The organism is Tenacibaculum sp. IB213877 (assembly GCF_034043975.1).
GTDB lineage: Bacteria > Bacteroidota > Bacteroidia > Flavobacteriales > Flavobacteriaceae > Polaribacter.
Map to the genome: position 1 here is coordinate 72,063 of NZ_JAXCHH010000005.1, position 25,424 is coordinate 97,486.

Sequence of the window (25,424 nt, forward strand, 5' to 3'; positions counted from 1 at the left end):
ATAAAAACTAGCAGCTTCTATACAAACTAATAATTAAAACCATTACTTTTGAAAAGTGATGGTTTTTTTATACAATAAAAATGTCTAAACTATTTTTTTTGTTCCTTTTTTATTCTACTATTCTTTTTTCTCAAAAAAAAGACTTACCTCTTAATATATTTAAAAAAGAGCTGATAGAATCTGGTAGGCAAGCTTATTTTGCAAAAGATTTAGTCACATTACAACACATTACTACCAAAGTTGATTCTTTGCATAAAAAAACAAAAGATTCAATTTTATTAGCCAAATACTATCATTTTAAAGCTTTACAAGCTAAACTAACTTATACCAATGATAGTGCTTTTTATTATTATCATTTATCCAAAAATATTTCTAAAAAATTAGATGATTCTCTAGCTGTAGGCAGGAGATTGTTAAGCCTTGGTATTTTACAACGTGAAGCTAAAGATTATTTGGGAAGTGAAATTAGTTTTATAGAAGCCTTAGAATATTTAGAGCCTATAAATACAACTGTATATCTAGAAAGAGTATATAATAATTTAGGGCTTATTTCTGAAGAATTAAACCAAGAAAATGACGCTATTAAATATTATAATAAGACCCTTAACATTAATAAAATAACAAAAGATCAACGTAATTTTTTATTTGCAATCAACAATTTAGGTTTGTTATACCAGAAAAAAATTGAACATAACAAGGCAATAGATTATTTTGAAAAGGGATTAGCTTTTGATAACATCCAAGAAAAATATTCTGATCAATATGCTTTACTATTGGAAAATCTAGTTTTTAGTAAATTCTCATTGGATAATACCACAAAAATCATACAGCAGTACAATAAAGTTTTAGATATAAAAAAATCCTTAAATGATTTAAAAGGGGTTAGTACAACACATATTAATATTTCTAATTACTACAAAGATTTAAACCAAAATAAAAAAGCATTATTTCATGCTAAAGAAGCTTTACAATACGCTAAGCAAACCCATAACAACAAACGTTGGCTAGGTGCTCTAGAATTACTTTCATGGCTAACAACAGGAAAAGAATCCAATCAATACTTACAGGAATATATTCAATTAAACGATAGCTTAGTGCAACACGAACGTAGTTTAAAAAATCAGTTTGCTAAAATTAGGTATGAGACCGATAAAAAAGAAAAAGAAAATACTTTATTAAAAACCGAAAACGAAAAAAAACAAGCTGAAATATCGTTTCATAAACAACAAACTACTATTGGTTGGTTATTTGCTATTGCTAGTTTATTGGCGTTGGGGTTAAGTATCTCTTTCTTTATATTAAGACGTAGAAAATTAGTGTATAATGCTCAGTTACAAAAAGAAGAGGCTAGAGAAAATGAAAGACAACAAATAGCAAAATCACTACACGATGAGGTTGCCGGAGATTTGCGTTTATTACATCAACGGTTAGAGAAATCGCAATTATTTGAAGAGGCTCAAAAACTAGAAAATGTAAAAGATAATGTACGTAATTTATCACATCAATTAAGTAGCATCAGTTTTGATAAGGTTTCTTTTAATGATCAAATCATCAACTTGGTAAGTGATTATTTTTCTCCAAACCTTAAAATTAAAGTAACTGGCCTAAAAGGTATAGAATGGTCAGAAATTAATAATTCTATAAAAAGATTACTGTTTTTAAGTGTAAGAGAAAGCATTCAAAACAGTCAAAAACATGCGCAAGCCACTCAAATAACTATAAATTTTTCAGTACATAAAAAATCTGTATTTTTGGAGATAACTGATAACGGAGTTGGTTTTGACACTTCTGTTAAAAAACAAGGGATTGGTCTACATAACATTCAAGAGCGTGTAGAGCAATTAAAAGGAAAGTTTTTTATAATGAGTGAAGTGGGTAATGGAACCAAAACACAAATTCAAATCCCTTTAAATGGCTGAAAAAATTAAAATATTGTTGGTAGATGATCATCAATTAATAATTGAAGGAATTTTATCTGCACTTAAAAGCATTGACGGTTTAGATATTGAAACTACCAATTCTTGCGATGACGCTTTTAGCAAGATAAAAACTAGTGTTCAAGACAATCCTTTTCAAATACTTTTTACCGATTTAAGTTTTGATAATGCTACGTCTAATTCGAAACTAGATGGTGGAGAAGCCTTAATAAAAGCCTTACAAGAAGAAAATATTGATGTTAAAATTGGGGTAATTACAGGTCATTCAGAAACTAACAGGGTTTTTAATGTAATTCATAATTTAAATCCTTCTGCTTATTTATTAAAAGGAAATTGTAATACAACTGAGTTAAATTTTGCTATTCAAAAAATGTTAGCTAGTGAAGTGTATTATACGCATGATATTCATCAAAAACTTTTAAAAAGAGCATTGGTTGAAATCCAAATGGATGAAGTGGCTATTCAAATTTTAAAAGAATTACCTAAACACCCAAAAATTGGTAATTTAGAAGGAATTATAAAAAAAGAAGATGGTAGTTTAGTTAAAATACGCTCTATAGAAAACAAATTAGCTAAGCTTCGTACCGATTTGCAAGCCAATAATAATACCGATTTGGTACTAAAAGCTAAAGAGTTAGGTGTGTTAGATTAATTCTTTTACGGAAATCCACATTTTTATTTGCGGTTTTTACATTTTATAATCATAAACTTACTCATACTTTTGACCCGAGTTGTTAACTAACTCATGTGGGAAAAAGTTAAAAGAATTAGAAAGCAAAAAGCCTTTAAACAATGTTTAAAGGCTTTTTTGTTGTTGATTACCAACTTCTTAAATTTTCATTTCTGCGGAAATCCACATTTTTAATTACGGATATCCCTTTTTCAAAACCGTTTTGCTGTATTACTTTTGACTTATCGTTTTCAATAACGATGGGGATTAAATATTTTTGGGGATAGAACACCTTCTAGTTACTTCTAGCTAGAAGGTTTCTTATTTTATATAAGATATTTTAACGGGTAATCTACGGAAATCCACATTTTTAATTACGGATATTTCCTTTCAAAAATTATATGACTATACTACTTTTGACCTATCGTTTTCAATAACGATGGGGATTAAATATTTTTGGGGATAGAAAACCTTCTAGTTACTCTAAACTAGAAGGTTTCTTTTTGCTTTTTATTAAATAATCTTTGCGGAAAATTACTTTTTATCTTACGGTTTTCCCCTTTCTAAAAGCTTATTCAATATTTAAATTTGCTATGTGTTTATGAAACACAAAGGGGATTATTAATTTTTTAAAATTTAAAATTATGGGGATTTTAATTAAAAAAACTAGCACTGCTTTAAATGGTTTAATTTCTGTGCTTACCGAGTGTGGTAAGGCAGCAGGTTATGCTATAAAGCACTAGCAAAAACAATCAAGGGGTAAAACCTTCCTGAGAAATTCTCAGGAAGGTTTTTTTATTTCCGTAACTTTAGTAACTTGTCTTCTTTAATTTGGTTACATGAGTACATATATTCTAGCCTTAGACCAAGGAACAACCAGTTCTCGTTCAGTAATAGTTAATGAAAAAGGAGAAATTGTTGCTATGGCACAACAAGAATTTGAACAAATTTTTCCACATTCAGGTTGGGTAGAACATAATCCTTCAGAAATTTTAAAAACCCAGTTAGCAACTTTAAAAGAAGTTATTGCCAAAGCAAACATCACACCTCAACAAATTGCAGGAATCGGAATTACCAACCAACGAGAAACTACCGTTGTGTGGAACAAAAACACAGGAAAACCTATTTATAACGCTATTGTTTGGCAAGACAAACGTACCGCAAATATTTGTGAATCTTTAAAACAAAAAGGGCTTGAAGATCATGTAAGAACTACAACCGGACTGGTGATTGACTCGTACTTTTCTGCCACCAAAATCAACTGGATTTTAAACAATGTGGATGGGGCTAAAGAGGAAGCTGAAAAAGGAAATTTGCTTTTCGGAACTATCGATACTTGGTTGCTTTGGAACTTAACTAACGGAAAAGTGCATGCTACTGATTATAGCAACGCTTCGCGTACTATGTTGTTTGATATTAAAAATTTATGTTGGGATGAAAAACTGTTAGCAGAGCTCAACATTCCTAAAGCTATGTTACCCGAAGTAAAACCTTCTTCTCATCATTTTGGAGACTATGAATTGGATGGAATTAAAATTCCGATTGCAGGAATTGCAGGTGATCAACAAGCTGCGTTATTCGGGCAAGCTTGTTTTAAAAAAGGAGAAGCTAAAAACACCTACGGAACGGGTTGTTTTATGCTGATGAATACCGGTGAAAATTTAGAATATTCAAAAAACGGTTTGCTTACTACCATTGCTTGGGGGATTAACAACAAAGTATATTATGCACTTGAAGGAAGCGTTTTTGTGGCGGGTGCTGCTATTCAGTGGTTGCGAGATGGATTGCAGATAATCAACAATTCAAAAGAAAGTGAGGTGTTTGCAAAAATGGTAGAAGGAGAAAACCCAGTATATGTGGTTCCTGCTTTTGCAGGTTTAGGCGCTCCTTATTGGGATATGTATGCGCGTGGTGCTATTTTTGGCTTAACGCGTGACACCGGTAAAAACCATTTGATAAAAGCCACATTAGATTCTTTAGCCTACCAAACCAAAGACGTGTTAGACGTAATGCAAAAAGATAGTGAAGTACAATTAACTTCGTTAAAAGTTGATGGAGGTGCTTGTGCTAATAATCTATTAATGCAGTTTCAGGCAGATATTTTAAATACCAATGTAGAGCGACCAAAAGTGGTAGAAACCACCGTTATGGGAGCCTCTTTTTTAGCGGGCATTTGTGTCGGTTTATGGAAACAGGAAGATATTGTTACAGACAGAGCTATTGATAAGGTATTTAGTCCTACTTTTTCTACTGAAAAAAGAGAACGTTTGTATAAAAAATGGCAAAAAGCAGTGGAAAGAACTAAAAATTGGATTGATTAAACATTTGTCAGTTCGAGTGTTTTCTAAGAATGAAGAAAAAGTATCCATAACTAAACATCTCAACACAAATTTTACGTTTGCAACTGTAAAATTCACTCGATGTGACAACAATTAAATTTAAAAACTATGGCTAAATTCTACAATAAAATAACCCCTAGAATTCAAAAGTTCATTGAAGCTCAAAAAATATTTTTTGTAGCAACTGCTCCTGTTGAAGGGAGAATAAACCTTTCCCCCAAAGGAATGGATAGTTTACGTGTTATTGAAGAAAATAGAATTATTTGGTTAAATGTTACCGGAAGTGGAAATGAAACTGCTGCTCATGTACATCAAAATGAAAGAATAACCATAATGATGTGTGCTTTTGAAGGCGCACCTAATATTTTGCGTATTTACGGAAAAGCTAGAGAAATAAAACCAAACGATAAAAACTGGGAAGAATTAGCTTCGTTATTGCCTGAAATTCCCGGAGCTAGACAAATTTTTGATGTAACGGTAGAAAGCGCGCAAACTTCCTGCGGAATGTCTATACCGTTTTACGAATACAAAGGAGAACGAGAAGACCTCAACGAATGGGCACTAAAAAAGGAAAAAAATGGAATTAAACAATATTGGAAAGATAAAAACCAAACCAGTATTGATGGGTTAGAAACAAATATTAAAAATTAACAAATGTTTATGTCAATATCCAGTGAAAGAATAGAATTATTAAATAATCTAATAACACCAATTATAGGGCTTTTAGGTGTTCTTATTGGTGTTGTTATTTCAAATTTTGTTAGTTGGAAATTAAAGTCTAAAGAAAGTAGGTTAAAAATTTTAGAGAAAATTTTTGATAAACGATTAAAAGCACATGAGGAGTTTCTCGAAATTCCTAAGCTTTTGAGAACAACAACTTCTAGCCAAGAAACTGATGAGAATAATTACTTTATCACTTACCCTTTAATTTTAAATTCAAAAGAAACATTTGAAAATTTTTTATTAAAGTTTTATGACTCAACGAATTTTCGCTCGCATTGGTTTGAAAAAGATCTTAGAAAAGAAGCTTTTTTTGCACAAGATTATCTTCAGAATGTTAAGAAAAGGATAAATGATATTCCTGATGAAAACTGCAAAGAATTAGGTAAGATTATCAAAGCTGATTTAAAAGAAATTGCTGATATCTTAGAAGAAAAAATTTTAGACTTCCTATTAATTGATATTCATAAAATAAATATTAATTCCAAAAATAGAGAGTTTGAATATTCAAATGAATTAAAAAGCAAACGTCTAAAAAAAACTCAGCTTTTACAAAAGTGGTATGAAATAGAAAAACTTAAAACAAAATAATGTTTACTTAAACGCATTCAATCCTGTAATATCCAAACCTGTAATTAGTAAGTGAACATCATGTGTTCCTTCATAAGTAATTACACTTTCAAGGTTCATAGCATGTCGCATAATAGAATATTCACCAGAAATTCCCATAGCGCCTAATATTTGACGTGCTTCTCTAGCGGTGTTCAAAGCCATTGCTACATTGTTTCTTTTCGCCATAGAAATTTGTGCTGAGGTCGCCTTACCTTCGTTTTTCAATGTTCCTAATCTCCATGCTAATAATTGTGCTTTAGTGATTTCGGTGATCATTTCAGCTAGTTTTTTCTGTTGCAACTGAAACTGTCCAATCGGTTTACCAAATTGTATTCGTTCTTTTGCATAACGAAGTGCCGTATCGTAACAATCCATAGCAGCTCCAATGGCTCCCCAAGCAATTCCGTAGCGCGCAGAATCTAAACACAATAATGGTGCACCTAACCCCGATTTACCAGGTAATAAATTCTCTTTCGGAACTTTAACATTATTAAAAATCAACTCTCCTGTAATGGATGCTCGCAACGACCATTTATTTTTGGTTTCTGGAGTAGAAAAACCTTCCATTCCTCTTTCAACAAGTAAACCATGAATACGCCCTTCTTCATTTTTTGCCCAAACCACAGCTACATCACAAATTGGTGAGTTAGAAATCCACATTTTTGCTCCGTTTAGCAAATAATGGTCACCCATATCTTTAAACTTGGTTTCCATACTGCCAGGGTTGCTTCCGTGGTTCGGTTCTGTCAATCCAAAGCTGCCAATCCATTCTCCTGAAGCTAATTTGGGTAAGTATTTTTTACGCTGTGCTTCGCTTCCGTAGTTATAAATTGGCCCCATTACCAAAGACGATTGTACCGATGCTGTCGATCGGATTCCGCTATCGCCTCTTTCCAACTCCTGCATGATCAATCCGTAGGAAATTTGATCTAATCCTGCTCCACCATATTCCGTAGGAATATATGCTCCAAAAGCTCCAACTTCTGCCAAACCATTTACTAAAACTTTCGGAAACTCTGATCGTTGAGCATATTCTTCAATAATTGGCGATAGGTTTTTCTTCACCCAATCACGCGCACTGTTACGTACTAATTTATGTTCATCCGTTAATAAATCATCAATATTATAGTAATCTGGTGCTTGAAATAAGTCGGTTTTCATTAAAATTGATTTTCCTCAAAAATAGCCAAAAAAAGCGTTTTTCCCATCTGTTTGCGTATGTTTGTAGTGATGAAATTTACCTTAGGGAAAGAAGAACGTTTAAAAAGCAGAAAGCTTATAGGAAGATTATATACCGAGGGAAAAACCGTAAAAGTTTTTCCTTTAAGGATGGTGTATTTACAAACCGAACACACCTCTGATTTTCCTGCTCAAGTAGGCGTTTCTGTACCCAAAAGAAATTTTAAACGAGCGGTAGATAGAAACCGTATTAAACGCTTGTTACGTGAGGCTTATCGTAAACAAAAGTTTACCGTTTATGACTCGGTAAACAAACCTTATGTGTTCATGATTTCTTATCTTGCAAAAGAGGAATGGAAATATGCTGATATTGAAAAGAAAATGAGTAAATTACTATCCCTTTTTGTTGAAGAAATTTTGAAAGATGAACAAGAATAAACTTATCCTTTTAGGCTTCCTAGGATTAATTGCAATTTCGTTTTCGTTTCAATCGCGTTTTTTTGAAATAGCCAAACAAATTGAAATCTATAACAATCTGTTCAAGACCTTGAACATGAATTATATTGATGAAATCAATCCTGGTGATATTACCAAAAAAGCAATTAACAATACATTAGAAAACCTTGATCCTTACACTCGTTTTTACAATGAGCAACAAATGGAAGATGCTCGTATAAGACGTGAAGGTGAATATGGAGGTATTGGTATTTCTTCATTTTATTCTAAAGACGGAATTGTTATTGCAACCATTAAGGAAGGTTTTACTGCCGATAAAGCTGGTTTAAAGGCAGGAGACATTATTACGCAAGTAAATAATCAAAATTTAGGTGGACTGGAAAAAGACTTACTGTCACAAGTATTAAAAGGAATTCCAAACACTCCTATTTCCATGCAAATCAATAGAGCTGGAAAAAAAATGGACTTTAATCTGAAATTAGACAAGGTAATTGTGAATCCGGTTCCGTTTTTTGACATGGTTAATGAAGATACTGGTTATATTGTATTGACCCAATTTACTAGTGGTAAATCTACCGAAGATGTTAAAAATGCTTTTTTTTCTTTAAAAGAAAAAGGCATGAAAAAGTTAATTTTTGACTTAAGAAGCAACCCTGGTGGTTCTTTATTTGATGCAATAAATATTACCAATATTTTTATTCCTAAAGGAAAAAAAGTGGTGGATACTCGTGGTAAAACCCAAGCCAATTCAAGAACATACAATACTAATAAAGAAGGTTTAGATTTAGACATTCCTATTGTTGTATTGATTGACGGACGTTCTGCTTCGGCTTCAGAAATTGTTTCAGGAGCATTACAGGATTATGACAGAGCTGTAATTATGGGTGAACGTTCTTTTGGAAAAGGATTAGTACAACGTTATTTTGAGTTAAATTATGGTACTCAAATGAAAGCTACTATTTCTAAGTATTATACTCCAAGCGGACGTTGTATTCAGGAATTAGACTATGCAAACAGAGATGCTAAAACTGGTAAAGTTCCTAAATTTTCTGACGGAGTAATTAATTCATTTAAAACAGCCAATGGAAGAACAGTTTACGATGGAGGTGGAGTTACCCCTGATGTAAAAATTCCTTTTTCTGAAAAAACCGAAGAAACAGAAGAGCTACTTTCTTCAAAAGCTATTTTTTACTTTGCTACAGAATATGTAAGAAATTATCCCACTACAAATATTGATGCTTATTCTTTCACTCCAACAGACTTTAATGAGTTTAAAAATTTCTTGATACACAAGGATACCTCTTTTGTAACCAAACAAGAAAAGTTATTCCATGATGCATATAAATCGGTAGAAAAAAACAATCAAATTTCATCAGAGTACAATCAAATCTTAACAAAATTAAGAACAGAAAAAGTAGCTGAAATTTCAAAAAATGAAGATGTTTTAATTTCAAAAATCCAAGATGAAATTTTAGAACAATATTTTTATGAAAAAGGAGTTTTTCAACACCATTTAAAAAACGATGCAACAATAAAAAAAGCTGTGGATTTGCTTAATAATTCTTCACAATACAATAAAATTTTAGGCAGGTAAAGACAACGTCATAATTTGTATCTTTGACCTTTAAAAATATTTATGTCAAGACCAATTCAAAAAGAACGTACTCGCGCACAAGAATCAACCAACGCCATTGAAAAACTATACATTTCAATGCGCCATTTATTTACCCGTGGTTTCTATAAACCTATGGGTGTTTCTGGAGAAACTTTGCGCAAATCTTTATTATTATTACGTCCAGAAATTTATGGTTCTATTGCTGAAAACAAAACTGAGCTAAACGGACTTACTTATGTTATTGAGCGTTTGCCAGAAGGTATTGAAGAATGTCAGTTCATTACCTTAACTGCTGATGAAGGATATAGAAATGCTAATTTCACCCCTATTATTCCGCCTAAACGTAGAAGAAACTGCTACCGTATTGATAAAGATCAAATGATTATTGAAATTACGCGTGGTAGATCGGAAATCTATGATATTCTTACACACTTAACTTTTTTGTTTATTGAATCTCATAAAATTAAAGATAGAGTATTAATAAATGACGGGAAAGACACCACAAGAGAATGGAAAAATCTGGAAGAAACCGTAATTTATAACAAAAAGCTTACGGATAATGAACGTGATGTTTTAGTAGTCCATTTAGGAAGTATTTTAGGAAGAACATATGACGAGGTGTATCATTCTTACAATACTTTTTCAACACAGAAAAATCCGGATAGATTCTTTCATTTAATTTATTGGTTAGGGAAATTAGCCATTAATGAAGAAATTGAAGACAAAAAAAGATCAATAAATTTCAGTTCTGTACTAATTGATGATATTGGCCGTCACTTTTATGGTGAAATTTGGGCTAACGATATCAAAAAAGTATTGTATGATAACGATTTAATTAATCGTCCAATTCATATTATTAGCGCCAACATGCATAGCGTAATGAACACCATTTATGCTAAAAATGCGTTACCAAATGAAGCTGGTAAAAACGGTGGGTTTAAATTATTTGAGCTTTTAAGTAACCCTAATAGTGAGAGTTTGCAAGGGGCTGTTAAAAAACATGCTTCAGAAAACGGATTGGTATATATAAAAGATCGATCAGGAACAAACATTAATGTTCAAGTAATTGATACTGATAAAATTGATTTAGATAAAACCGAATTTAAAAAAGTAAATTCTTCTGATAAAAAGCCTGTAATTATTGTAATGGATTATGCTTTTGGTGAGCAAGCCTATGAAACCATGGATGAATTGCTCAAACCTTACAAAACAGATGATGAAACTATTCATTTAAATGTAGAGTCTGTTTCTATTATGGGTAAAGCAGGAATTTTAGAAGGCGGTAAAGGAGATATTATGATTCCTACTTCTCATATTTTTGAAGGAACTGCTGATAATTATCCTTTTAAAAATGAACTTTCAAAACAAGATTTAGAAGGCTTTGGCGTAAGAGTATTTGATGGTGCCATGGTTACCGTATTAGGAACTTCATTACAAAATAAAGATCTATTAAAATTCTTCCATGATTCAACTTGGAATGTAATTGGATTAGAAATGGAAGGTGCCCATTACCAAAAAGCAATACAATCAGCTTCACGAATTAGAGGTAATATTAACGAAAATGTAAAAGTTCGTTATGCTTATTATGCTTCAGATAATCCTTTAGAAACAGGAGCAACATTAGCTTCAGGAGGTCTAGGAATGAGCGGTGTAACCCCAACTTATGCAATTACACAAAAAATATTAGAGCAAATTTTTTAATCTGAAATAATTCACATCAACAATGTCAAACGAAAAGAAAGACAACGAAGAAGTAGATTTAGGTTCTTTATTTATTTTAATAGGTAAAGGTTTTTCAAAATTATTTCATTTTATTGGTCAAATTTTTAAAGGAATTTTCAATTTCTTCATTCAAGTCTTATTATTTTTAAAATCAAATCTCTTAAAAATTGGTGCTTCTGCATTAATTGGTGGAATAATAGGCTTGTTTGTCCACTTTAATTCTGAAGCTAAATATGAAGCTCATTTATTAGTTAAACCCAATTTTAAAAGCTCAAGACAGCTATACAACAACATTAACTATTATAACGATCTGGTTAAACAAAAAGATACTGTTTTATTAGTAGAAACATTTGATATCTCTATAGTTGATGCCCGATCTTTAAAAAAGTTTGAAATTAACCCAATAATAAATAATAATGATATTGTTACAGCTTATGATGAATTAATTCTATCTATAGATACTCTAACTGTAAAAAGTTTTTCTTTTGATCAGTTTAAAAGTTCATTTACAAATTATGATTATAATGTACATGATATAAGGGTTGTAGCCACTCAAAATAATGTTTTTCAAAAACTCAGTAAAACTATAATTTCTTCCATAACAGAAAATTCATATTTCAAAAACTTAAAAAAATTAAATCAAGAAAACTTAGAAAGAACAAATTCTTTGCTTTTGAAAAACTTGACTCAAGCAGATTCCTTACATAATATTTATAAAAAAGTACTACTAGAAGAGGCTAAAAAGACCTCTTCAGGAACCCAAATTGATATGGGAAGTCAAAAAGGGATAAGCCGAGAACTTGAACTTTTTAAAACTAATGCCACTTTAAGTGAGGATTTAAAAGATATTAGTGAAGATTTATCTGAAAAATCAGAAATAATAAATGTGATTTCAAATTTCCAACCCGTTGGTCATCAAATTAAAGAAATTCAAAGAAATTATACATTTCAGCTGGCTGTTTTAGGAGCTCTTGGAATGGTTTTGTTTTTACTTTTACGAAAGCTTAATAAGTACTTAGAAAGTTATAAAAGCTAATTTCTTTTTGTGAATGATTGTTGAAGAAACATATTTAAAAGGATGCTTTGTAATTGAACCCAAAGTTTTTGGAGATCATAGAGGATATTTCTATGAAACGTTTAATGCAAATACTTTCAAAGAAAGAACAGGCTTAGATGTTTCTTTTGTTCAAGATAACGAGGCTTTTTCTAACAGAGGTGTTTTAAGAGGTTTACATTTTCAAAAAGATAAATTTGCACAAGCAAAGTTGGTGAGAGTAGTTAAAGGTAAAGTTTTAGATGTCGCTGTAGATATACGACCAAATTCTGAGACCTATGGAAAATATTTCTCCATTGAACTTTCAGGGGAAAATAAAAAACAATTCTTTATTCCAAGAGGATTTGCTCATGGATATGCTGTTTTGGAGGATAATACTATTTTTGCCTATAAATGTGACAATTATTATCATCCGGAATCAGAAGGAGGAATTATATACAATGACCCTAACCTAAATATTGATTGGTTGCTTACTGAAGATGAAATTCAGCTTTCTGAAAAAGATAAAAAGCTTCCATTTTTAAATCTGTAACTCTTGAGTTTTTTTAAAAAAAATATTCCTTCACTTGACAATAATCTTACTCAAAAAACACTGATTGTTTTCATATTACGTTTTTTAGGAATAGGGCTGTTATTTGTCACTACACTTTATATAACCAATAATTTTTCAGTAGATATTGTTGGTAAATATGATTTTGTTAGAACTTTTTTATTAGTTTTTGGTAGTTTAGCATTACTCGGAACTGAACATTCTATTCTTTTTTTTTCAGGTATATTAATAAGTGAAAATAATTTGTCGGAAATTAAAATAGTTTATAAAAAAATGATTTCTATTTTATTTGTAGGTGCAATAGTTGTCCTGTTATTTTTTTTGATTATCAAAAAAAATAGTATCAATACTTTTTTTGAAGATAATGTTTACTCCACATTATTATCTTCATCTGCTATTCTCTTTTTTTATAGCATATCTATTCTTAATACAGAAGTTTTAAGAGCTATTAAATTAGTTTCACTTTCAGAAGTTTTCAGAAACATTGTAAAGTATTTACCCTTACTATTTGGAGCTGTTATTTTAAATATAACTAACCAACATGATTTACTTATAAAAGTCTTTTTATTGGGGTTCGTTTTAATAGCTATAATATCTACCACAATTTTGTTCTTAAAATTTAAAAAATTAACCTCTACTTCAAGAACCAACAAAACATATTCCTTAAAAAATGTAATTAAAATATCATACCCCATGGCCATCAGCGGAATGGCTTTTTTTTTATTACAAAGTTTTGATATTGTCTTATTAAAAAAGTTTAAAGGAAACGAAACTGTTGCTTTTTATAGTGTTGCATTAAAATTTGTTCTAATTCTTGCTTTAATAATAAATACTATCAACATCAATGTATCTTCAAAAATTGCCGAATTATATAGCGCTAATAAAAAGAAAGAATTATCAAATCTTTTAAAACAAAGTTCTCGATTAATGGTTTTAGCATCAATTCCTATAACCTTAATTATTATCCTTTTTAACAAATACTTACTTAATTTGTTTGGTAATGAATATGTTACTTCAAGTAACGCACTAATTATTATGGTCGTTACTCAAGGAGGTTGCACTTTATTTGGGTCTTTAGCTGTATATTTAAACATGACGGGTAAGCAAAAATATTTTCAAAATATATTGATTATAGCTGTAATTATCAACTTGTTGTTGAATTGGTATTTGATTCCACCATATGGTATGACTGGTGCTGCAATTGCTTTTAGTTGTAGTCTGTTATTTTGGAATGTTGTTTCTGCACTTGTTGTTTACATAAAAGACAAGATTATAATGCTAGTTCATTAATTATGGAAAAAGTGTTAATTCTCTCTTTAGGGCGAACAGGTTCCTTACCAACCTATGCTGAAAATATTTCAAAAAACCTAAGTGTTAATTTTGATATTCTAATTTCTAAAAATAGAAATGTAAAAAAAGAAGTGAAAAATAGCATCGAAGTAACTACCTATCATAACAAGTTTTCTTTTCTCTTTAATACAGTCTTTGTTTTACCATTTCTTTTACTGAAGTTTTTACCAAAAATAGTTAATCATTATACAGTACTGTATCTACCTTACAAACACTTTTGGGATATTCCTTTTATTCTTCTATTTAAATTGATGAATAAAAAAATCATTTTTACGGTACACGATGGAATATTACATATTGGAGAACGAAATTTTATAACTCAGTCGCTTTCAAACATCAGAATTAAAAAGGCAACGGAATTAATTTTCTTAACTCAACATGTAAAAGAAAAGGTTTTCAACACCTTAAAAATTTTTAAAAAAAACAGCATCGTTCCACATCCAATAATTGAAAATGAGTATGTCGATTTAAAAAAGAGAAATCCGAAGAGTAAAAACTTACTTTTTTTAGGACGTATTGATAAATATAAAGGAATAGAATTATTATTAGAAAGCGCTATAGCTTCTGAAGCATATTTCGATAAATTGATAATTGCAGGAAAAACTCTTTATCCGTTAAAAATTAAAAATCATTATAAAATAGAACTTATAGATAAACATCTTTCTGACGAAGAAATTGGAGATTTATTGTCTTGGGCTAATGCATTGGTGCTCCCATATACCGAAGCAACTCAATCTGGAGTAATTACTTTGGGGGTTTTTGCTGAATTACCTATGATTTGCACTAAAGTTGGCGGGTTCTCTGAACAACTTAATAAAAATGAGGGGTATTGGTGTAATCCCAATAAAGAAGAATTATCAGCTTCAATAAAAGAAGTGTTTTCAAGTACTGAAAAAAACTTTGAAATAGCTAAATTGCTACACCAAAAAAAAGCTGTTTTATCATGGAAAAACACAGCAAAAAATATAGAAACAATAATAAAAAACAATGAGCCTAAAAGCACATAAAAGCACTTTGACTTTTTTATTCTTTTCCTTTTTAGGTTTAGTAATTGCAATTTTGGGCGTGTTTTTTTTACCAGAACGTTTTTTTTTCGATACTCCTACCATATTATTTGACAGATACAATGAAATTGGATGGAGAGGAAGCTATCCTTTTGCTATTATGTTTTACCATTTAACAGGTCTAAAACACTTGTCTTTTTCGATAATTGGTCTTATTCAATTTAGTATTGCTATTTATTTAATTTTTAAAATAGGTATTCCTAAAAACTTCCATAAAACAACAGCTAAAAACCTCATCAGTTATCTTAGCTTTATACTAATAGGCATCTTTTTATGCATGCCTACAAAAGAGTTTATTAATATTGTCTATATAGCTACAATTGTTTTACTCTTTAAAAAAAACAAACACAACCTATCAAGAACTGTTATAACTACATTACTTTTATTAATTTTTTTCGGATATTTTTTTAGAGAATACTACTTACTAATTGCTTTCTTAAGTGTAGTCTTTTACCTTATCAGTAAAACCAATATTAAAAATAAAAATATAGCAACCATCTTTTATGGATTACTTGTTGCTATCTCAGTATCGTTAAGTTATGGTGTTGTAAAAGGAGAGTTTATCTCTCAAAAAACACGTGAAAGCTATAACGAATCAAGAAAAAATGGTGTTGCAAATAATTCTGCTATTACATCACCAATAAAAACAGATTCATGGTATGGTGAGTCATTCGGAATTGTTTATGGATTCTTTTCAATAAACCTACCTATAAATGGCTTTAAGCATATTTTATCTCCTCAAATAATTGCTTTTGTTTTTTGGCAATTGCTTTTGTTTATTATATTGTTTATTCGATATGAACGATGTTTTAAAGAAGGCATAATAGATAATTCTGAAATATGGATTTTTTATATTCTCTTTTCATTTTTTATTGTTCAGGGTGTTTTTGAACCCGATTTAGGCTCAGCAATTAGACATAAAATGGGGATATTTCCGATTATTTATTACGCTTTATACTACGATACATTTAAAAAGAAGAATGAGCTTTAATAACAAACTAAACATATTGAAAGAAGTTAAAAATCATCATTTATTAATTATACTGTTATTTTTTTTAGTTGTATTTTCTTTTGAAGATTGGTTTATTTTTAATTTAACCGGAATTATAGGTATTAGTCTTTTTTTATTTTGGAACGTTATTAAAAATAAAATAACTCCAACCTCGTTTTTTAACATACATTTTTATTTGCTAATATTTTCATCGGTTTTTTTTGGTGAAGTTTTTAAAGTAGTTCTAATTATTTTGCTATTATTTTTGTTTTGCCAATACAAAACAAAGAATATTAATAAATTAAAAACGAATGATAATTTTAAGTATGAAAAGCTTTTTGCTTACTTATTTTTATTAATAACTTTTAACCTTATAATATTTTATCCTATTTTAAAAGGTTTAGAAATTTTCATCTATTTTCTGTTAATTCCTCTTCTTTTTGCAGGAATAAAAATGAACTATTTCAAAATCAATTACCATAAAGCTCTTAAAACTTTTGTTATTTCTTGTTTAATTGCTTCTATATTACTAATTATTATTAACTTTTTTGAAGCAACATTATTCTCTAAAACAAACCCGTTGTTTTCTAACAAACTAGGTTTAACTCATGTTTATTTTGGCCTTTTTATAGGTGTTTGTAATATTATTGTTCTTAGTTTTTACTTAAAAAAAGAGACTTTTATTAATCTTTATATTGATATTTTAATTATCATATTTAATTCTATTTTATTAGTCTATATAGGTGCAAGAATGTCCATGATTGCTTTTTTTATAACTCTTATTATTTTTACTTATAAAAAATTAAATCTAAAACCTATATATAAATTAGGGTTTCTTAGCTTTTTAGTCTTTTTTACAGTATTATTCCTATCAAAAACACCACGATTTCAACAAGGTTTTGATGAGTTTAAATACCTTTACGAAATTGTGGCTTCTAATGATAAAGAAGCATTAATTGAAGAGTCATGGAAAAACATGCCTCTTCGTTATCTAAATCTAAAATATACCGTTCAAGAGATCCAAAAAAATTGGCAATTAGGTATAGGTATGCAAAATGTTAAATCTTATGTTTCTAATAAAATTATTGATGATGGATATGTTCATTTTTTTCCAATAAATACCCATAATCAATATCTTCATTTTTTTATAGGAATGGGGATAATTGGATTTATTTACTTTTTATATTTACTTATTGAACTTGCCAAAACACCTAATTACAACCTATTATTTTTAGTTTTTTTCTTAATTGTAATGCTAACAGAATCTGTATTAGTGAGAGGAAAAGGAATATTGATTTTCACTTTTTTTTCGTTGTTGTTTGTAAATAAAAAAGTGTTAAATGATTAGAATTGTTCACATAGCAAAACCTATAGGCGGTGTTGGAGTTTATATACAATTATTAACAAAAAATTTAAATTCAAAAGAGTTTAAAAATACCGTTCTATTAAATAATTCTGATCAGAATTTAGACTTGATTGATCAAAATGGCAATCAAATTGAATCGTTTCATGTTAACCTTCAAAGAGAAATTAATCTGATTAATGATTTTAAAAGTTTGTTCAAAATTATTAATCATTTAAAAAAAATTGAACCAAATATTATACACTGCCATAGTGCAAAAGCAGGTATTTTAGGAAGAATAGCAGGTGCAGTATTGAATATTCCTGTTTTTTATACACCTCATGCCTATTCTTATTTAAGTGCAGAAAATACTTTTAAGAAATTCATTTATAAGTTCATTGAAAAAACCTTTAGATTTTTCCCTTCAAAAACCTTGGCTTGTTCGATATCAGAATACAACAGAACTGTTAATGATTTAGGGTTTGAAAAAAATAAAGTACTGGTTTGGAAAAATTCAATTGAGGAGTTTTCTCCTAAAAAACGGTATGCTGAAATTGATTCTTTACCTCAACAATATATATGCACAATAGGAAGACCTTCTTATCAAAAAAATACAGAATTACTTATAAAATCTATCTATGAAGTAAAAAAGCATATTACTTCAATTCATTTAGTAATATTAGGTGTTGGTTATTATTCTCCTTTTTTAGAGCAAATTAAATTACTGATTAAAGAACTCGACTTAACTGATAATATAACATTAATCGATTTTATAAACAGAGAAGAATGCTTGTCTGTTCTTCAAAAAAGTCAGTTTTTTGTATCAACTTCAAGGTATGAAGGATTACCTTATGCAGGAATTGAAGCGTTGATGTTAAAAAAACCTTGTGTTATGACTAATGTAGATGGTAATAAGGATTTGGTTAATGATACAGTTAACGGATTTTTGACTAAAAGCGAGCCTAATGTTATTGCCGAAAGAATAATTCATCTTTATAAAAGCCCTAAAAAAATTGATATTATGGGTGAGGCTTCTTATCAAAAGTTTAAAAGTGAGTTTCATATAGAAAGTAATATTAAGTACATAGAAAAAACATATAAATCACACGCAAAAATTGAAAAATAGGTATTCAAAATATATTTACCCTCTATTATTAATTGTTGATTTATTTTTAATCAACGCTGTTGTTTTTTTTGTGTTTGAAAAACAACATCAAAGCATTTATTTCTTTGTTTTTCTTTCAGTTTTTTGGTTTATTTCAACGTATTTTACTGAGTATTATAAGGTATATAGGTATTCAAGTTTATTTAGAGTTTTAGGGCTATTACTATTACAAATTGTTGTTTTCTCTCTCGGCTTCTTTGCCTTTTTCGGTGTTTTTAAGGAAGGTATTATTGTTAATACACAATTTAAAACAATAATATTTCTATCGTTGTTTTTATCTGCTAGAAAAATATTTTCTTTTTATGCGCTGAAAATTTATAGAGCAAGAGGAAACAATTATAGAAGAGTTGTTTTTTTCGAAAAAGATACTGGTTCAAAAAAAATGATCTCTTTATTTACCAACAAAAAAGGACTTGGGTATATTTTTTTAGGTTATTTTTCTAACTTAAATTCCAATTCTAATACCTACTTAGGTGATGAAAAAGATTTGTATGAGTACATTACTTCGAATGATATAGATGAAGTTTACGCTGCACAATCTCAGTTAACAAAAAATCAAATTAAAAAACTTACAAAATTTACAAGCTTTCATAATATTCAATTAAAATTAATTCCTAACTCTAAAGAGTTTTATAGTAAAAAGCTGGAAGAAGAGTTTTACGATGATACTTTAAAAGTTTTATCCGTAAAAAAGTTACCTTTTGATTTTGTTGAAAACAGAATTATTAAAAGAATTTTTGATATCGTTTTTTCTCTTTTTGTAATGTTATTTGTTTTGTCTTGGCTTATTCCTGTTCTATGGATTTTAGTAAAATTAGAATCTAAAGGCCCTTTATTTTTTAAACAAAAAAGAGAGGGGTTAAACGGAAAAAAATTCACGTGTTATAAATTTCGTTCAATGAAACTAAACAAAGAAGCTCATGAAATTCACGCAACTAAAAATGATTATAGAATAACAAAGATTGGGGCGTTTATTCGTAAAACTAGTATTGATGAATTACCTCAGTTTTTAAATGTTTTGTTAGGAGATATGAGTGTAGTAGGCCCAAGACCTCATATGGAAAGTTTATCTACTGAATATCAAAAGGATGTTGATAATTATATAGAACGTCACGCTGTAAAACCTGGTATAACTGGATTAGCACAAGTAAGTGGTTATAGAGGAGAAATAAAAAAGAAGTCTGATATTAAAAACCGTGTAAGGTTAGATATTTTTTATATTGAAAACTGGTCTTTTTTATTAGATATAAAAATTATTATTAAAACAGTATTGAATGTTTTTAAAGGGGACGAAAATGCTTACTAATGGATTATAAAGTAGAAATATCTGCATGTATCGTTCTTTACAACGAACCAATTCAAGAACTTGAGAAAACAATAAATTCATTTCTCAATATCCCTCTTTCGAAAAAGCTATTTTTAGTAGACAACTCTTCAAAAAACAATAAAAACTTCAATCATCCTGATATAGAATATATTTTTAATTCAAAAAATATTGGTTTTGCTAAAGCAAATAATCAAATAATTGAAAAAATAGATGGTTACTCAAAATACCATTTAGTTTTAAATCCTGATGTTGTTTTCAATCCAGAAATCATTAGTAAGCTTGTCTCTAAGTTAGAAAAAGAAAAAGATCTGGCTATGATAGCCCCAAAAGCCACCTATCTTGATGGGTCACATCAATATACAGCTAGAAAATATCCGAGTTTTTTTGATTTAATAATTAGGAGAACTCCTTTCTTTTCCAAAAGAAAAAAGGAACAAGAATACCAATTACAAGATTTGTCAAAACCTTTTTATCCTGATTTCATTCATGGATGTTTCATGTTATTCAACACCAAAGATTTTGTTCAACTAAAAGGATTTGATAAGCGTTATTTTTTATACATGGAAGATGTAGATATTTGTAAAAAAATAGATGAGCTCGAAAAAAAGAAACTTTACTATCCTTTGGTAAAAGTACAACATGTAAAAAGAAAAGGATCAGCAAAAAAAATCAAATTATTATTCTATCATCTTTCTTCAGCTATAAAATATTTTTTGAAGTGGGGATTTTCTTAAAAATCCCGTTTTGTTGCTCTATATTTGCACTCACAACACAACAACATAACTAATGAATATTCTTATTTTAGGTTCAGGTGGGCGCGAACATGCGTTTGCTTATAAACTTTCTCAAAGTAAAAAGATTAACCAACTTTTTGTGGCTCCTGGCAATGCAGGGACTGATAAAATCGCTACTAATATCAATATCAACCCGACAAACTTTAACGACGTCAAAAATGTTGTTTTGACCAATGAAATTGACATGGTTGTAGTAGGTCCTGAAGCTCCTTTGGTAGAAGGTGTTCATGATTTCTTTTTAGCAGATGAAGAACTGAAATCAATTCCGGTAATCGGACCAAAAAAAGATGGTGCTTTATTGGAAGGAAGTAAAGATTTTTCGAAGCAGTTTATGGAAAAACACAATATTCCAACGGCTCGTTATAAATCGTTTACTAAAGATAATTTAACAGAAGGGTTCAAATTTTTAGAAACACTTAATGCTCCTTATGTTTTAAAAGCAGATGGTTTAGCTGCTGGTAAAGGCGTATTGATTTTAAATTCTTTGGAGGAAGCTAAAAAAGAGTTGAAAGAAATGCTTACCAATCAAAAGTTTGGTGATGCATCATCTACCGTAGTTATAGAAGAGTTTTTAGACGGAATTGAGCTTTCAGTTTTTGTATTAACAGACGGTAAAAGCTATAAAATTCTTCCTTCAGCAAAAGATTACAAACGAATTGGCGAAGGTGATACAGGCTTAAATACTGGTGGAATGGGGGCTATCTCTCCTGTTCCATTTGCTAATAACGACTTTTTGAGCAAAGTTGAAGAGCGTATTGTAAAACCAACAGTTGATGGTTTACAAAAAGACGGAATTGATTACCGTGGATTCATCTTTATTGGTTTAATGAATGTAAATGGAAATCCTTTTGTGATTGAGTACAATGTCCGTATGGGTGACCCGGAAACAGAAGTGGTTTTACCTAGAATAGAATCAGATTTATTAGATTTATTTGAAGGTGTTGCTCATCAAAATTTAGCTGAAAAATCTTTTAACGTAACTAATAAAACTACGACTACTGTTATGCTGGTTTCTGGTGGCTATCCTGAAGCTTATGAAAAAGGTAAAGAAATTTCTGGATTAGAAAATGTTGAAGGTTCTCTTGTTTTTCACGCAGGAACGAAACTGGAAAACAATAAGGTTGTAACGAGCGGCGGACGGGTAATGGCTATTACTTCCTTCGGAGATTCAATTGAAGAAGCTTTGGCTACATCTTATAAAAACATTGATAAGATATCATTTGATAAAATGAATTATCGAAGAGATATTGGTTTCGATTTAAAATAAACAAAAAGCGGAGTTTCCTCCGCTTTTTTATTTGGCCTTTTCTAAGGTGAAAGAAAACTCAGATCCTTCACCAAAAGTACTTTTTAATAGTATTGTTTCGTTGTGAGCTTCAATAATATGCTTTACAATCGATAAGCCCAAACCAGAACCTCCTTGTTCTCTGGATCTACTTTGATCTACACGGTAAAAACGCTCAAACAACCGAGGAATATGCTCTTGTTTTATTCCCTCTCCATTATCAGCAATTTTTACAATAAATTTATTTTGATTGTAATTTTCTACGCTAACAGTGGTTACACCTCCTACTTTACCATACTTAATAGAATTTACAACTAAATTAATTAATACTTGTTCTATTCTCTCAACATCCCCTTTAACTAATAACGGAAACTCATAAAGTTTATCAAATTTTAGAGTAATTCTTCGTTTTTTTGCTTTCATTTCAAACAAATCAAAAACATTTTGAATGAGTTCTAATATGTTGAAAACTTCAACGTTCATTTTCATTCCTTCTGTTTCTAATTTAGCAATCATGTCTAAATCTTTTACAATAGAAGTCAATCTTTCAACGCCTTTGCTTGCTCTTTCTAAATATTTTTCTCGTATGGTTTTATCATTTGCGGCTCCTTCTAGTAATGTTAAAATATATCCTTGTACAGTAAACAAGGGTGTTTTTAACTCGTGAGCTACATTTCCTAAAAAATCCCTCCTAAAAGAGTCTCTTTCTGTTAAATTAGCAATTTCTTCTTTCTTGTCTTCAACATATTCCTGTACTGTTTTTGTTAAGGACTCAACATCTGTAGAAACATTATCTTTTGTAAGGTCACTAACATCTAGAATTGAAATATCTTCGTATAATTTTTTTATTCTTTGATAAATGAAATGTTCTGCTCTATATTGAATAATAAAAAATGATACTGTAAATAATAGTATACCAAATACAATAATAGTTACTAAACCTAATGTATCATAAAAAAACAGGTAAGATAGTGAGGCAATTATTACTGATAAGAGTGTAAGATACAAGGCTGATGCCATTGCATATCGATATGTTTTTTTTACTTTTTTCATGTGTAAACAAAAGTAGATTGCCCAAAGAGCAATCTACACAAAAATAATAATATTTATTTTTTTTATTTTTCTGCTTGTTCTAAAACAAACTTATATCCCACACCTTTAACTGTTTTAAAGTGTTTATCTCCTAACTTTTCTCTAAGCTTTCTAATATGTACATCTATAGTTCTACCTCCTACAACTACTTCATTTCCCCAAACACTATCAAGTATGGTTTCTCTTTTAAACACCTTTCCTGGTTTGGAAGTTAATAGTGAAAATAATTCAAATTCTTTTCTAGGTAAAACAATTCTTTCACCAGCTTTAAAAACAACATACTCATCTCTATTAATAACAATATCTCCAATATTTGTTGTGGCCTCCACAGAATCTTCTGTCTTTAATCTACGTAATAAAGATTTTACTTTACTTACTAAAACTTTTGGTTTAATGGGTTTAGTTATGTAATCATCTGCTCCGGCATCAAAACCTGCTACCTGAGAGTAATCTTCTCCTCTTGCGGTTAAAAATGAAATGATTACATTCTCTAAAGATTTAATATTTCTAATTTTTTCACACGCTTCAATACCATCCATTTCAGGCATCATAATATCTAACAAAATTAAATGCGGATTTACTTTTTTTGCCTCTTTAACACCTTCTGCACCATTGTTGGCTGTAAAAACTTGATATCCTTCTGAGCGAAGATTATAACCTACTATTTCTAAGATATCGGGCTCATCATCAACCAGTAAAATTTTGATGTCATTAGTATTCATATGCTTCTTTTAAATAATGCTTCCCAAAAGTAACCATAAAATAGTAAAAACCATACAACACCTATTAACTTAACGTTGATTTAATATTAGGTAAAAAACAACAGAGCTATTAAAAATCAGAAGCTTAACCATATTTTAATACTATTTTCTTTTTTACTGTTAATGAACACATTAGATCGTATAGCTACCTTTTTGGTCTATTTGTAAAACCTATATGTATTTGATTTAAATCTTAATCAATAATACTTTTTATACATTTGAATTATGTATAAAACATTATCAAAATTAGCCGAAAAAATATTTAATAAATCACAAATTTTTAAATACGGATTCAACCTTTCTCCCATGTATAGAAGATCTACTGGTAAGGTTATTTCTGTTTCTAATGATTTATTAACGGTAAAAATTAAAATTCCTATTAGCTACAAAAACAAAAATTATGTAGGTAGTATTTTTGGTGGAAGTTTGTTTTCTGCAACCGACCCTATTTACATGATTCAACTACTAAATATTTTAGGCGATAATTATGTGGTATGGGATAAATCGGCAGAAATAAAATACCGTCGCCCTGCAAAAAAGGATGCTTTTGCCAGTTTTATTTTTTCTTCGGATGAAATTGAACACATAAAACAAAAAGTAACCCAAAAAGGGGAATTAGATTGGATTAAAAACCTTCAAATTACAGATGATAATCAAACTGTATTTTGTGAGTTAGAAAAAACAATGTACATCGCTACTAAGGAATTTTACAAGCAAAAAAGGAAAAAGAAAAATTCATGATGAAGAAGCTTATCTTTTTTTTACTGTTTGCTAATTTGACCACTAAAAGCTATTCTCAATCTAACTGGGAAAATTTTAAAAATCTTTCTTCGCCCAAAAAATGGTGGGTAATATGGCATCCTTTTAAAGCAAGAAAAGCACTAAAAATTTCTAAAGAAGTTACTAAAATATCTGATAGCATACGTAAAACAAATCTGTTAGATGGTGATGCTTCAGGTGGACAGGTAGATGCATTTCGTCATGCTTTTTGGATGGCTTGTTTACGTCAAGGAATAGGTAAATCTGCTGCACGTTCTTTAGGAAAAGCTCATGAAAAAGAAAACTTTTTAATGTATAAAGAGCGTAAATTAGAGGAAGGTATAGTTCCTGATAAGATATCTTCAGATATGGATTTGTTTAATAATGACGTTGGACTTAATTTAATTCACAGAGGAGAAAAAACTCCTAAAAATAGCCTTATTTACCGAGTTATAAACGCTATAAAAGCAGGAAAAATGCGCGTAATAAAAAAAGACACAAACAAACGTTTTGTGACCTGTGAAGGAAACATTATACCTAAAGATTCTTTAAAAGGAAAATGGATTAATACTAAATGTTTGGTAGAGTCTAATTATCAAAAGCAGTAAAACTTAGTTTGATTCTTAAGCTTTAAGCTAGT

General features: G+C 29.7%; 23 protein-coding genes. 20 read left to right on the forward strand and 3 right to left on the reverse strand.

Annotated elements, in window-relative coordinates; translation table 11 throughout:
• Positions 1-80 precede the first annotated feature (80 nt).
• From SLH33_RS06230 to SLH33_RS06250, 5 genes are all read left to right on the forward strand, one after another.
• The gene (locus SLH33_RS06230; protein WP_320418220.1) at positions 81-1,919 is read left to right on the forward strand and encodes an ATP-binding protein; all 1,839 of its coding nucleotides are present in this window, start codon (positions 81-83) and stop codon (positions 1,917-1,919) included.
• Entirely contained in the window at positions 1,912-2,589 is a 678-nt protein-coding gene (locus SLH33_RS06235) for a response regulator (protein WP_320418221.1), read from the forward strand. Before SLH33_RS06230 ends, SLH33_RS06235 begins: the two co-directional genes overlap by 8 nt.
• An 857-nt stretch (positions 2,590-3,446) precedes the next feature.
• Positions 3,447-4,928, forward strand: coding sequence for a glycerol kinase GlpK (gene glpK / locus SLH33_RS06240; protein ID WP_320418222.1), 1,482 nt, complete (start codon positions 3,447-3,449; stop codon positions 4,926-4,928).
• Between the two features lie 126 nt (positions 4,929-5,054).
• A complete protein-coding gene (locus SLH33_RS06245) occupies positions 5,055-5,597 on the forward strand; it encodes a pyridoxamine 5'-phosphate oxidase family protein (RefSeq protein WP_320418223.1) in 543 nt (180 codons plus the stop codon).
• 9 nt (positions 5,598-5,606) lie between these two features.
• Positions 5,607-6,257, forward strand: coding sequence for a hypothetical protein (locus tag SLH33_RS06250; RefSeq protein WP_320418224.1), 651 nt, complete (start codon positions 5,607-5,609; stop codon positions 6,255-6,257).
• 3 nt (positions 6,258-6,260) lie between these two features.
• Here the strand turns inward: SLH33_RS06250 and SLH33_RS06255 are convergent, their stop codons facing one another.
• Complete coding sequence (locus SLH33_RS06255; protein WP_320418225.1) at positions 6,261-7,439, reverse strand: acyl-CoA dehydrogenase family protein; 1,179 nt, start codon at positions 7,437-7,439, stop codon at positions 6,261-6,263.
• A 69-nt stretch (positions 7,440-7,508) separates the two neighbouring features.
• On the opposite strand from SLH33_RS06255, the gene rnpA reads away from it, so the two are divergent.
• The 13 genes from rnpA to purD all read left to right on the forward strand — a co-directional run bounded on the left by rnpA (position 7,509) and on the right by purD (position 22,154).
• Positions 7,509-7,895 (forward strand): ribonuclease P protein component, encoded by a 387-nt coding sequence (gene rnpA, locus SLH33_RS06260; protein ID WP_320418226.1) that lies wholly within the window; start codon positions 7,509-7,511, stop codon positions 7,893-7,895.
• Entirely contained in the window at positions 7,882-9,507 is a 1,626-nt protein-coding gene (locus SLH33_RS06265; RefSeq protein ID WP_320418227.1) for a S41 family peptidase, read from the forward strand. Before rnpA ends, SLH33_RS06265 begins: the two co-directional genes overlap by 14 nt.
• A 42-nt stretch (positions 9,508-9,549) precedes the next feature.
• The gene (locus tag SLH33_RS06270; protein ID WP_320418228.1) at positions 9,550-11,229 is read left to right on the forward strand and encodes a DUF6909 family protein; all 1,680 of its coding nucleotides are present in this window, start codon (positions 9,550-9,552) and stop codon (positions 11,227-11,229) included.
• Positions 11,230-11,251: 22 nt separating this feature from the next.
• Entirely contained in the window at positions 11,252-12,286 is a 1,035-nt protein-coding gene (locus SLH33_RS06275) for a hypothetical protein (RefSeq protein WP_320418229.1), read from the forward strand.
• A 13-nt stretch (positions 12,287-12,299) separates the two neighbouring features.
• Positions 12,300-12,836 (forward strand): dTDP-4-dehydrorhamnose 3,5-epimerase, encoded by a 537-nt coding sequence (gene rfbC / locus SLH33_RS06280; RefSeq protein ID WP_320418230.1) that lies wholly within the window; start codon positions 12,300-12,302, stop codon positions 12,834-12,836.
• Positions 12,837-12,839: 3 nt separating this feature from the next.
• On the forward strand, positions 12,840-14,144 hold the full coding sequence (locus SLH33_RS06285) for an MATE family efflux transporter (protein WP_320418231.1): 1,305 nt from the start codon (positions 12,840-12,842) through the stop codon (positions 14,142-14,144).
• Positions 14,145-14,146: 2 nt separating this feature from the next.
• A complete protein-coding gene (locus SLH33_RS06290) occupies positions 14,147-15,211 on the forward strand; it encodes a glycosyltransferase (protein WP_320418232.1) in 1,065 nt (354 codons plus the stop codon).
• Positions 15,192-16,259, forward strand: coding sequence for a hypothetical protein (locus SLH33_RS06295; RefSeq protein WP_320418233.1), 1,068 nt, complete (start codon positions 15,192-15,194; stop codon positions 16,257-16,259). The genes SLH33_RS06290 and SLH33_RS06295 overlap by 20 nt, the downstream gene beginning before the upstream one ends.
• A gap of 454 nt (positions 16,260-16,713) precedes the next feature.
• A complete protein-coding gene (locus tag SLH33_RS06300; RefSeq protein WP_320418234.1) occupies positions 16,714-17,607 on the forward strand; it encodes an O-antigen ligase family protein in 894 nt (297 codons plus the stop codon).
• Complete coding sequence (locus tag SLH33_RS06305; protein ID WP_320418235.1) at positions 17,600-18,727, forward strand: glycosyltransferase; 1,128 nt, start codon at positions 17,600-17,602, stop codon at positions 18,725-18,727. The genes SLH33_RS06300 and SLH33_RS06305 overlap by 8 nt, the downstream gene beginning before the upstream one ends.
• Entirely contained in the window at positions 18,717-20,072 is a 1,356-nt protein-coding gene (locus SLH33_RS06310) for an undecaprenyl-phosphate glucose phosphotransferase (protein WP_413818258.1), read from the forward strand. Before SLH33_RS06305 ends, SLH33_RS06310 begins: the two co-directional genes overlap by 11 nt.
• Positions 20,072-20,827 carry a glycosyltransferase gene (locus tag SLH33_RS06315; protein WP_320418236.1) on the forward strand — a complete coding sequence of 252 codons (756 nt, stop codon included), beginning with the start codon at positions 20,072-20,074 and terminating at the stop codon, positions 20,825-20,827. The genes SLH33_RS06310 and SLH33_RS06315 overlap by 1 nt, the downstream gene beginning before the upstream one ends.
• A 52-nt stretch (positions 20,828-20,879) precedes the next feature.
• Positions 20,880-22,154: a phosphoribosylamine--glycine ligase gene (gene purD, locus SLH33_RS06320; protein ID WP_320418237.1), complete on the forward strand. Its 1,275-nt coding sequence runs from the start codon at positions 20,880-20,882 to the stop codon at positions 22,152-22,154.
• 27 nt (positions 22,155-22,181) lie between these two features.
• On the opposite strand, the gene SLH33_RS06325 is transcribed toward purD, so the two are convergent.
• Both SLH33_RS06325 and SLH33_RS06330 read right to left on the reverse strand, forming a co-directional pair.
• A complete protein-coding gene (locus SLH33_RS06325; RefSeq protein ID WP_320418238.1) occupies positions 22,182-23,225 on the reverse strand; it encodes a sensor histidine kinase in 1,044 nt (347 codons plus the stop codon).
• A gap of 62 nt (positions 23,226-23,287) precedes the next feature.
• Positions 23,288-23,986, reverse strand: a complete 699-nt coding sequence (locus tag SLH33_RS06330) for a response regulator transcription factor (RefSeq protein ID WP_320418239.1) — start codon at positions 23,984-23,986, stop codon at positions 23,288-23,290.
• Positions 23,987-24,250: 264 nt separating this feature from the next.
• On the opposite strand from SLH33_RS06330, the gene SLH33_RS06335 reads away from it, so the two are divergent.
• Positions 24,251-24,766: a DUF4442 domain-containing protein gene (locus SLH33_RS06335; RefSeq protein WP_320418240.1), complete on the forward strand. Its 516-nt coding sequence runs from the start codon at positions 24,251-24,253 to the stop codon at positions 24,764-24,766.
• Complete coding sequence (locus SLH33_RS06340) at positions 24,763-25,392, forward strand: DUF6973 domain-containing protein (protein WP_320418241.1); 630 nt, start codon at positions 24,763-24,765, stop codon at positions 25,390-25,392. Before SLH33_RS06335 ends, SLH33_RS06340 begins: the two co-directional genes overlap by 4 nt.
• Positions 25,393-25,424 lie beyond the last annotated feature (32 nt).

Bases quoted from the DNA above. Each gene is read 5' to 3' on its own strand.
- SLH33_RS06255 (WP_320418225.1), bottom strand. From the start codon at position 7,439: ATGAAAACCGACTTATTTCAAGCACCAGATTACTATAATATTGATGAT.
- rnpA (WP_320418226.1), top strand. From the start codon at position 7,509: ATGAAATTTACCTTAGGGAAAGAAGAACGTTTAAAAAGCAGAAAGCTT.
- SLH33_RS06330 (WP_320418239.1), bottom strand. From the start codon at position 23,986: ATGAATACTAATGACATCAAAATTTTACTGGTTGATGATGAGCCCGAT.
- SLH33_RS06325 (WP_320418238.1), bottom strand. From the start codon at position 23,225: ATGAAAAAAGTAAAAAAAACATATCGATATGCAATGGCATCAGCCTTG.
- SLH33_RS06305 (WP_320418235.1), top strand. From the start codon at position 17,600: ATGATTAGAATTGTTCACATAGCAAAACCTATAGGCGGTGTTGGAGTT.
- SLH33_RS06245 (WP_320418223.1), top strand. From the start codon at position 5,055: ATGGCTAAATTCTACAATAAAATAACCCCTAGAATTCAAAAGTTCATT.
- purD (WP_320418237.1), top strand. From the start codon at position 20,880: ATGAATATTCTTATTTTAGGTTCAGGTGGGCGCGAACATGCGTTTGCT.
- SLH33_RS06250 (WP_320418224.1), top strand. From the start codon at position 5,607: ATGTCAATATCCAGTGAAAGAATAGAATTATTAAATAATCTAATAACA.
- SLH33_RS06235 (WP_320418221.1), top strand. From the start codon at position 1,912: ATGGCTGAAAAAATTAAAATATTGTTGGTAGATGATCATCAATTAATA.
- glpK (WP_320418222.1), top strand. From the start codon at position 3,447: ATGAGTACATATATTCTAGCCTTAGACCAAGGAACAACCAGTTCTCGT.
- SLH33_RS06300 (WP_320418234.1), top strand. From the start codon at position 16,714: ATGAACTATTTCAAAATCAATTACCATAAAGCTCTTAAAACTTTTGTT.
- SLH33_RS06315 (WP_320418236.1), top strand. From the start codon at position 20,072: ATGGATTATAAAGTAGAAATATCTGCATGTATCGTTCTTTACAACGAA.
- SLH33_RS06295 (WP_320418233.1), top strand. From the start codon at position 15,192: ATGAGCCTAAAAGCACATAAAAGCACTTTGACTTTTTTATTCTTTTCC.
- SLH33_RS06265 (WP_320418227.1), top strand. From the start codon at position 7,882: ATGAACAAGAATAAACTTATCCTTTTAGGCTTCCTAGGATTAATTGCA.
- SLH33_RS06335 (WP_320418240.1), top strand. From the start codon at position 24,251: ATGTATAAAACATTATCAAAATTAGCCGAAAAAATATTTAATAAATCA.
- rfbC (WP_320418230.1), top strand. From the start codon at position 12,300: ATGATTGTTGAAGAAACATATTTAAAAGGATGCTTTGTAATTGAACCC.
- SLH33_RS06340 (WP_320418241.1), top strand. From the start codon at position 24,763: ATGATGAAGAAGCTTATCTTTTTTTTACTGTTTGCTAATTTGACCACT.
- SLH33_RS06275 (WP_320418229.1), top strand. From the start codon at position 11,252: ATGTCAAACGAAAAGAAAGACAACGAAGAAGTAGATTTAGGTTCTTTA.
- SLH33_RS06270 (WP_320418228.1), top strand. From the start codon at position 9,550: ATGTCAAGACCAATTCAAAAAGAACGTACTCGCGCACAAGAATCAACC.
- SLH33_RS06290 (WP_320418232.1), top strand. From the start codon at position 14,147: ATGGAAAAAGTGTTAATTCTCTCTTTAGGGCGAACAGGTTCCTTACCA.
- SLH33_RS06230 (WP_320418220.1), top strand. From the start codon at position 81: ATGTCTAAACTATTTTTTTTGTTCCTTTTTTATTCTACTATTCTTTTT.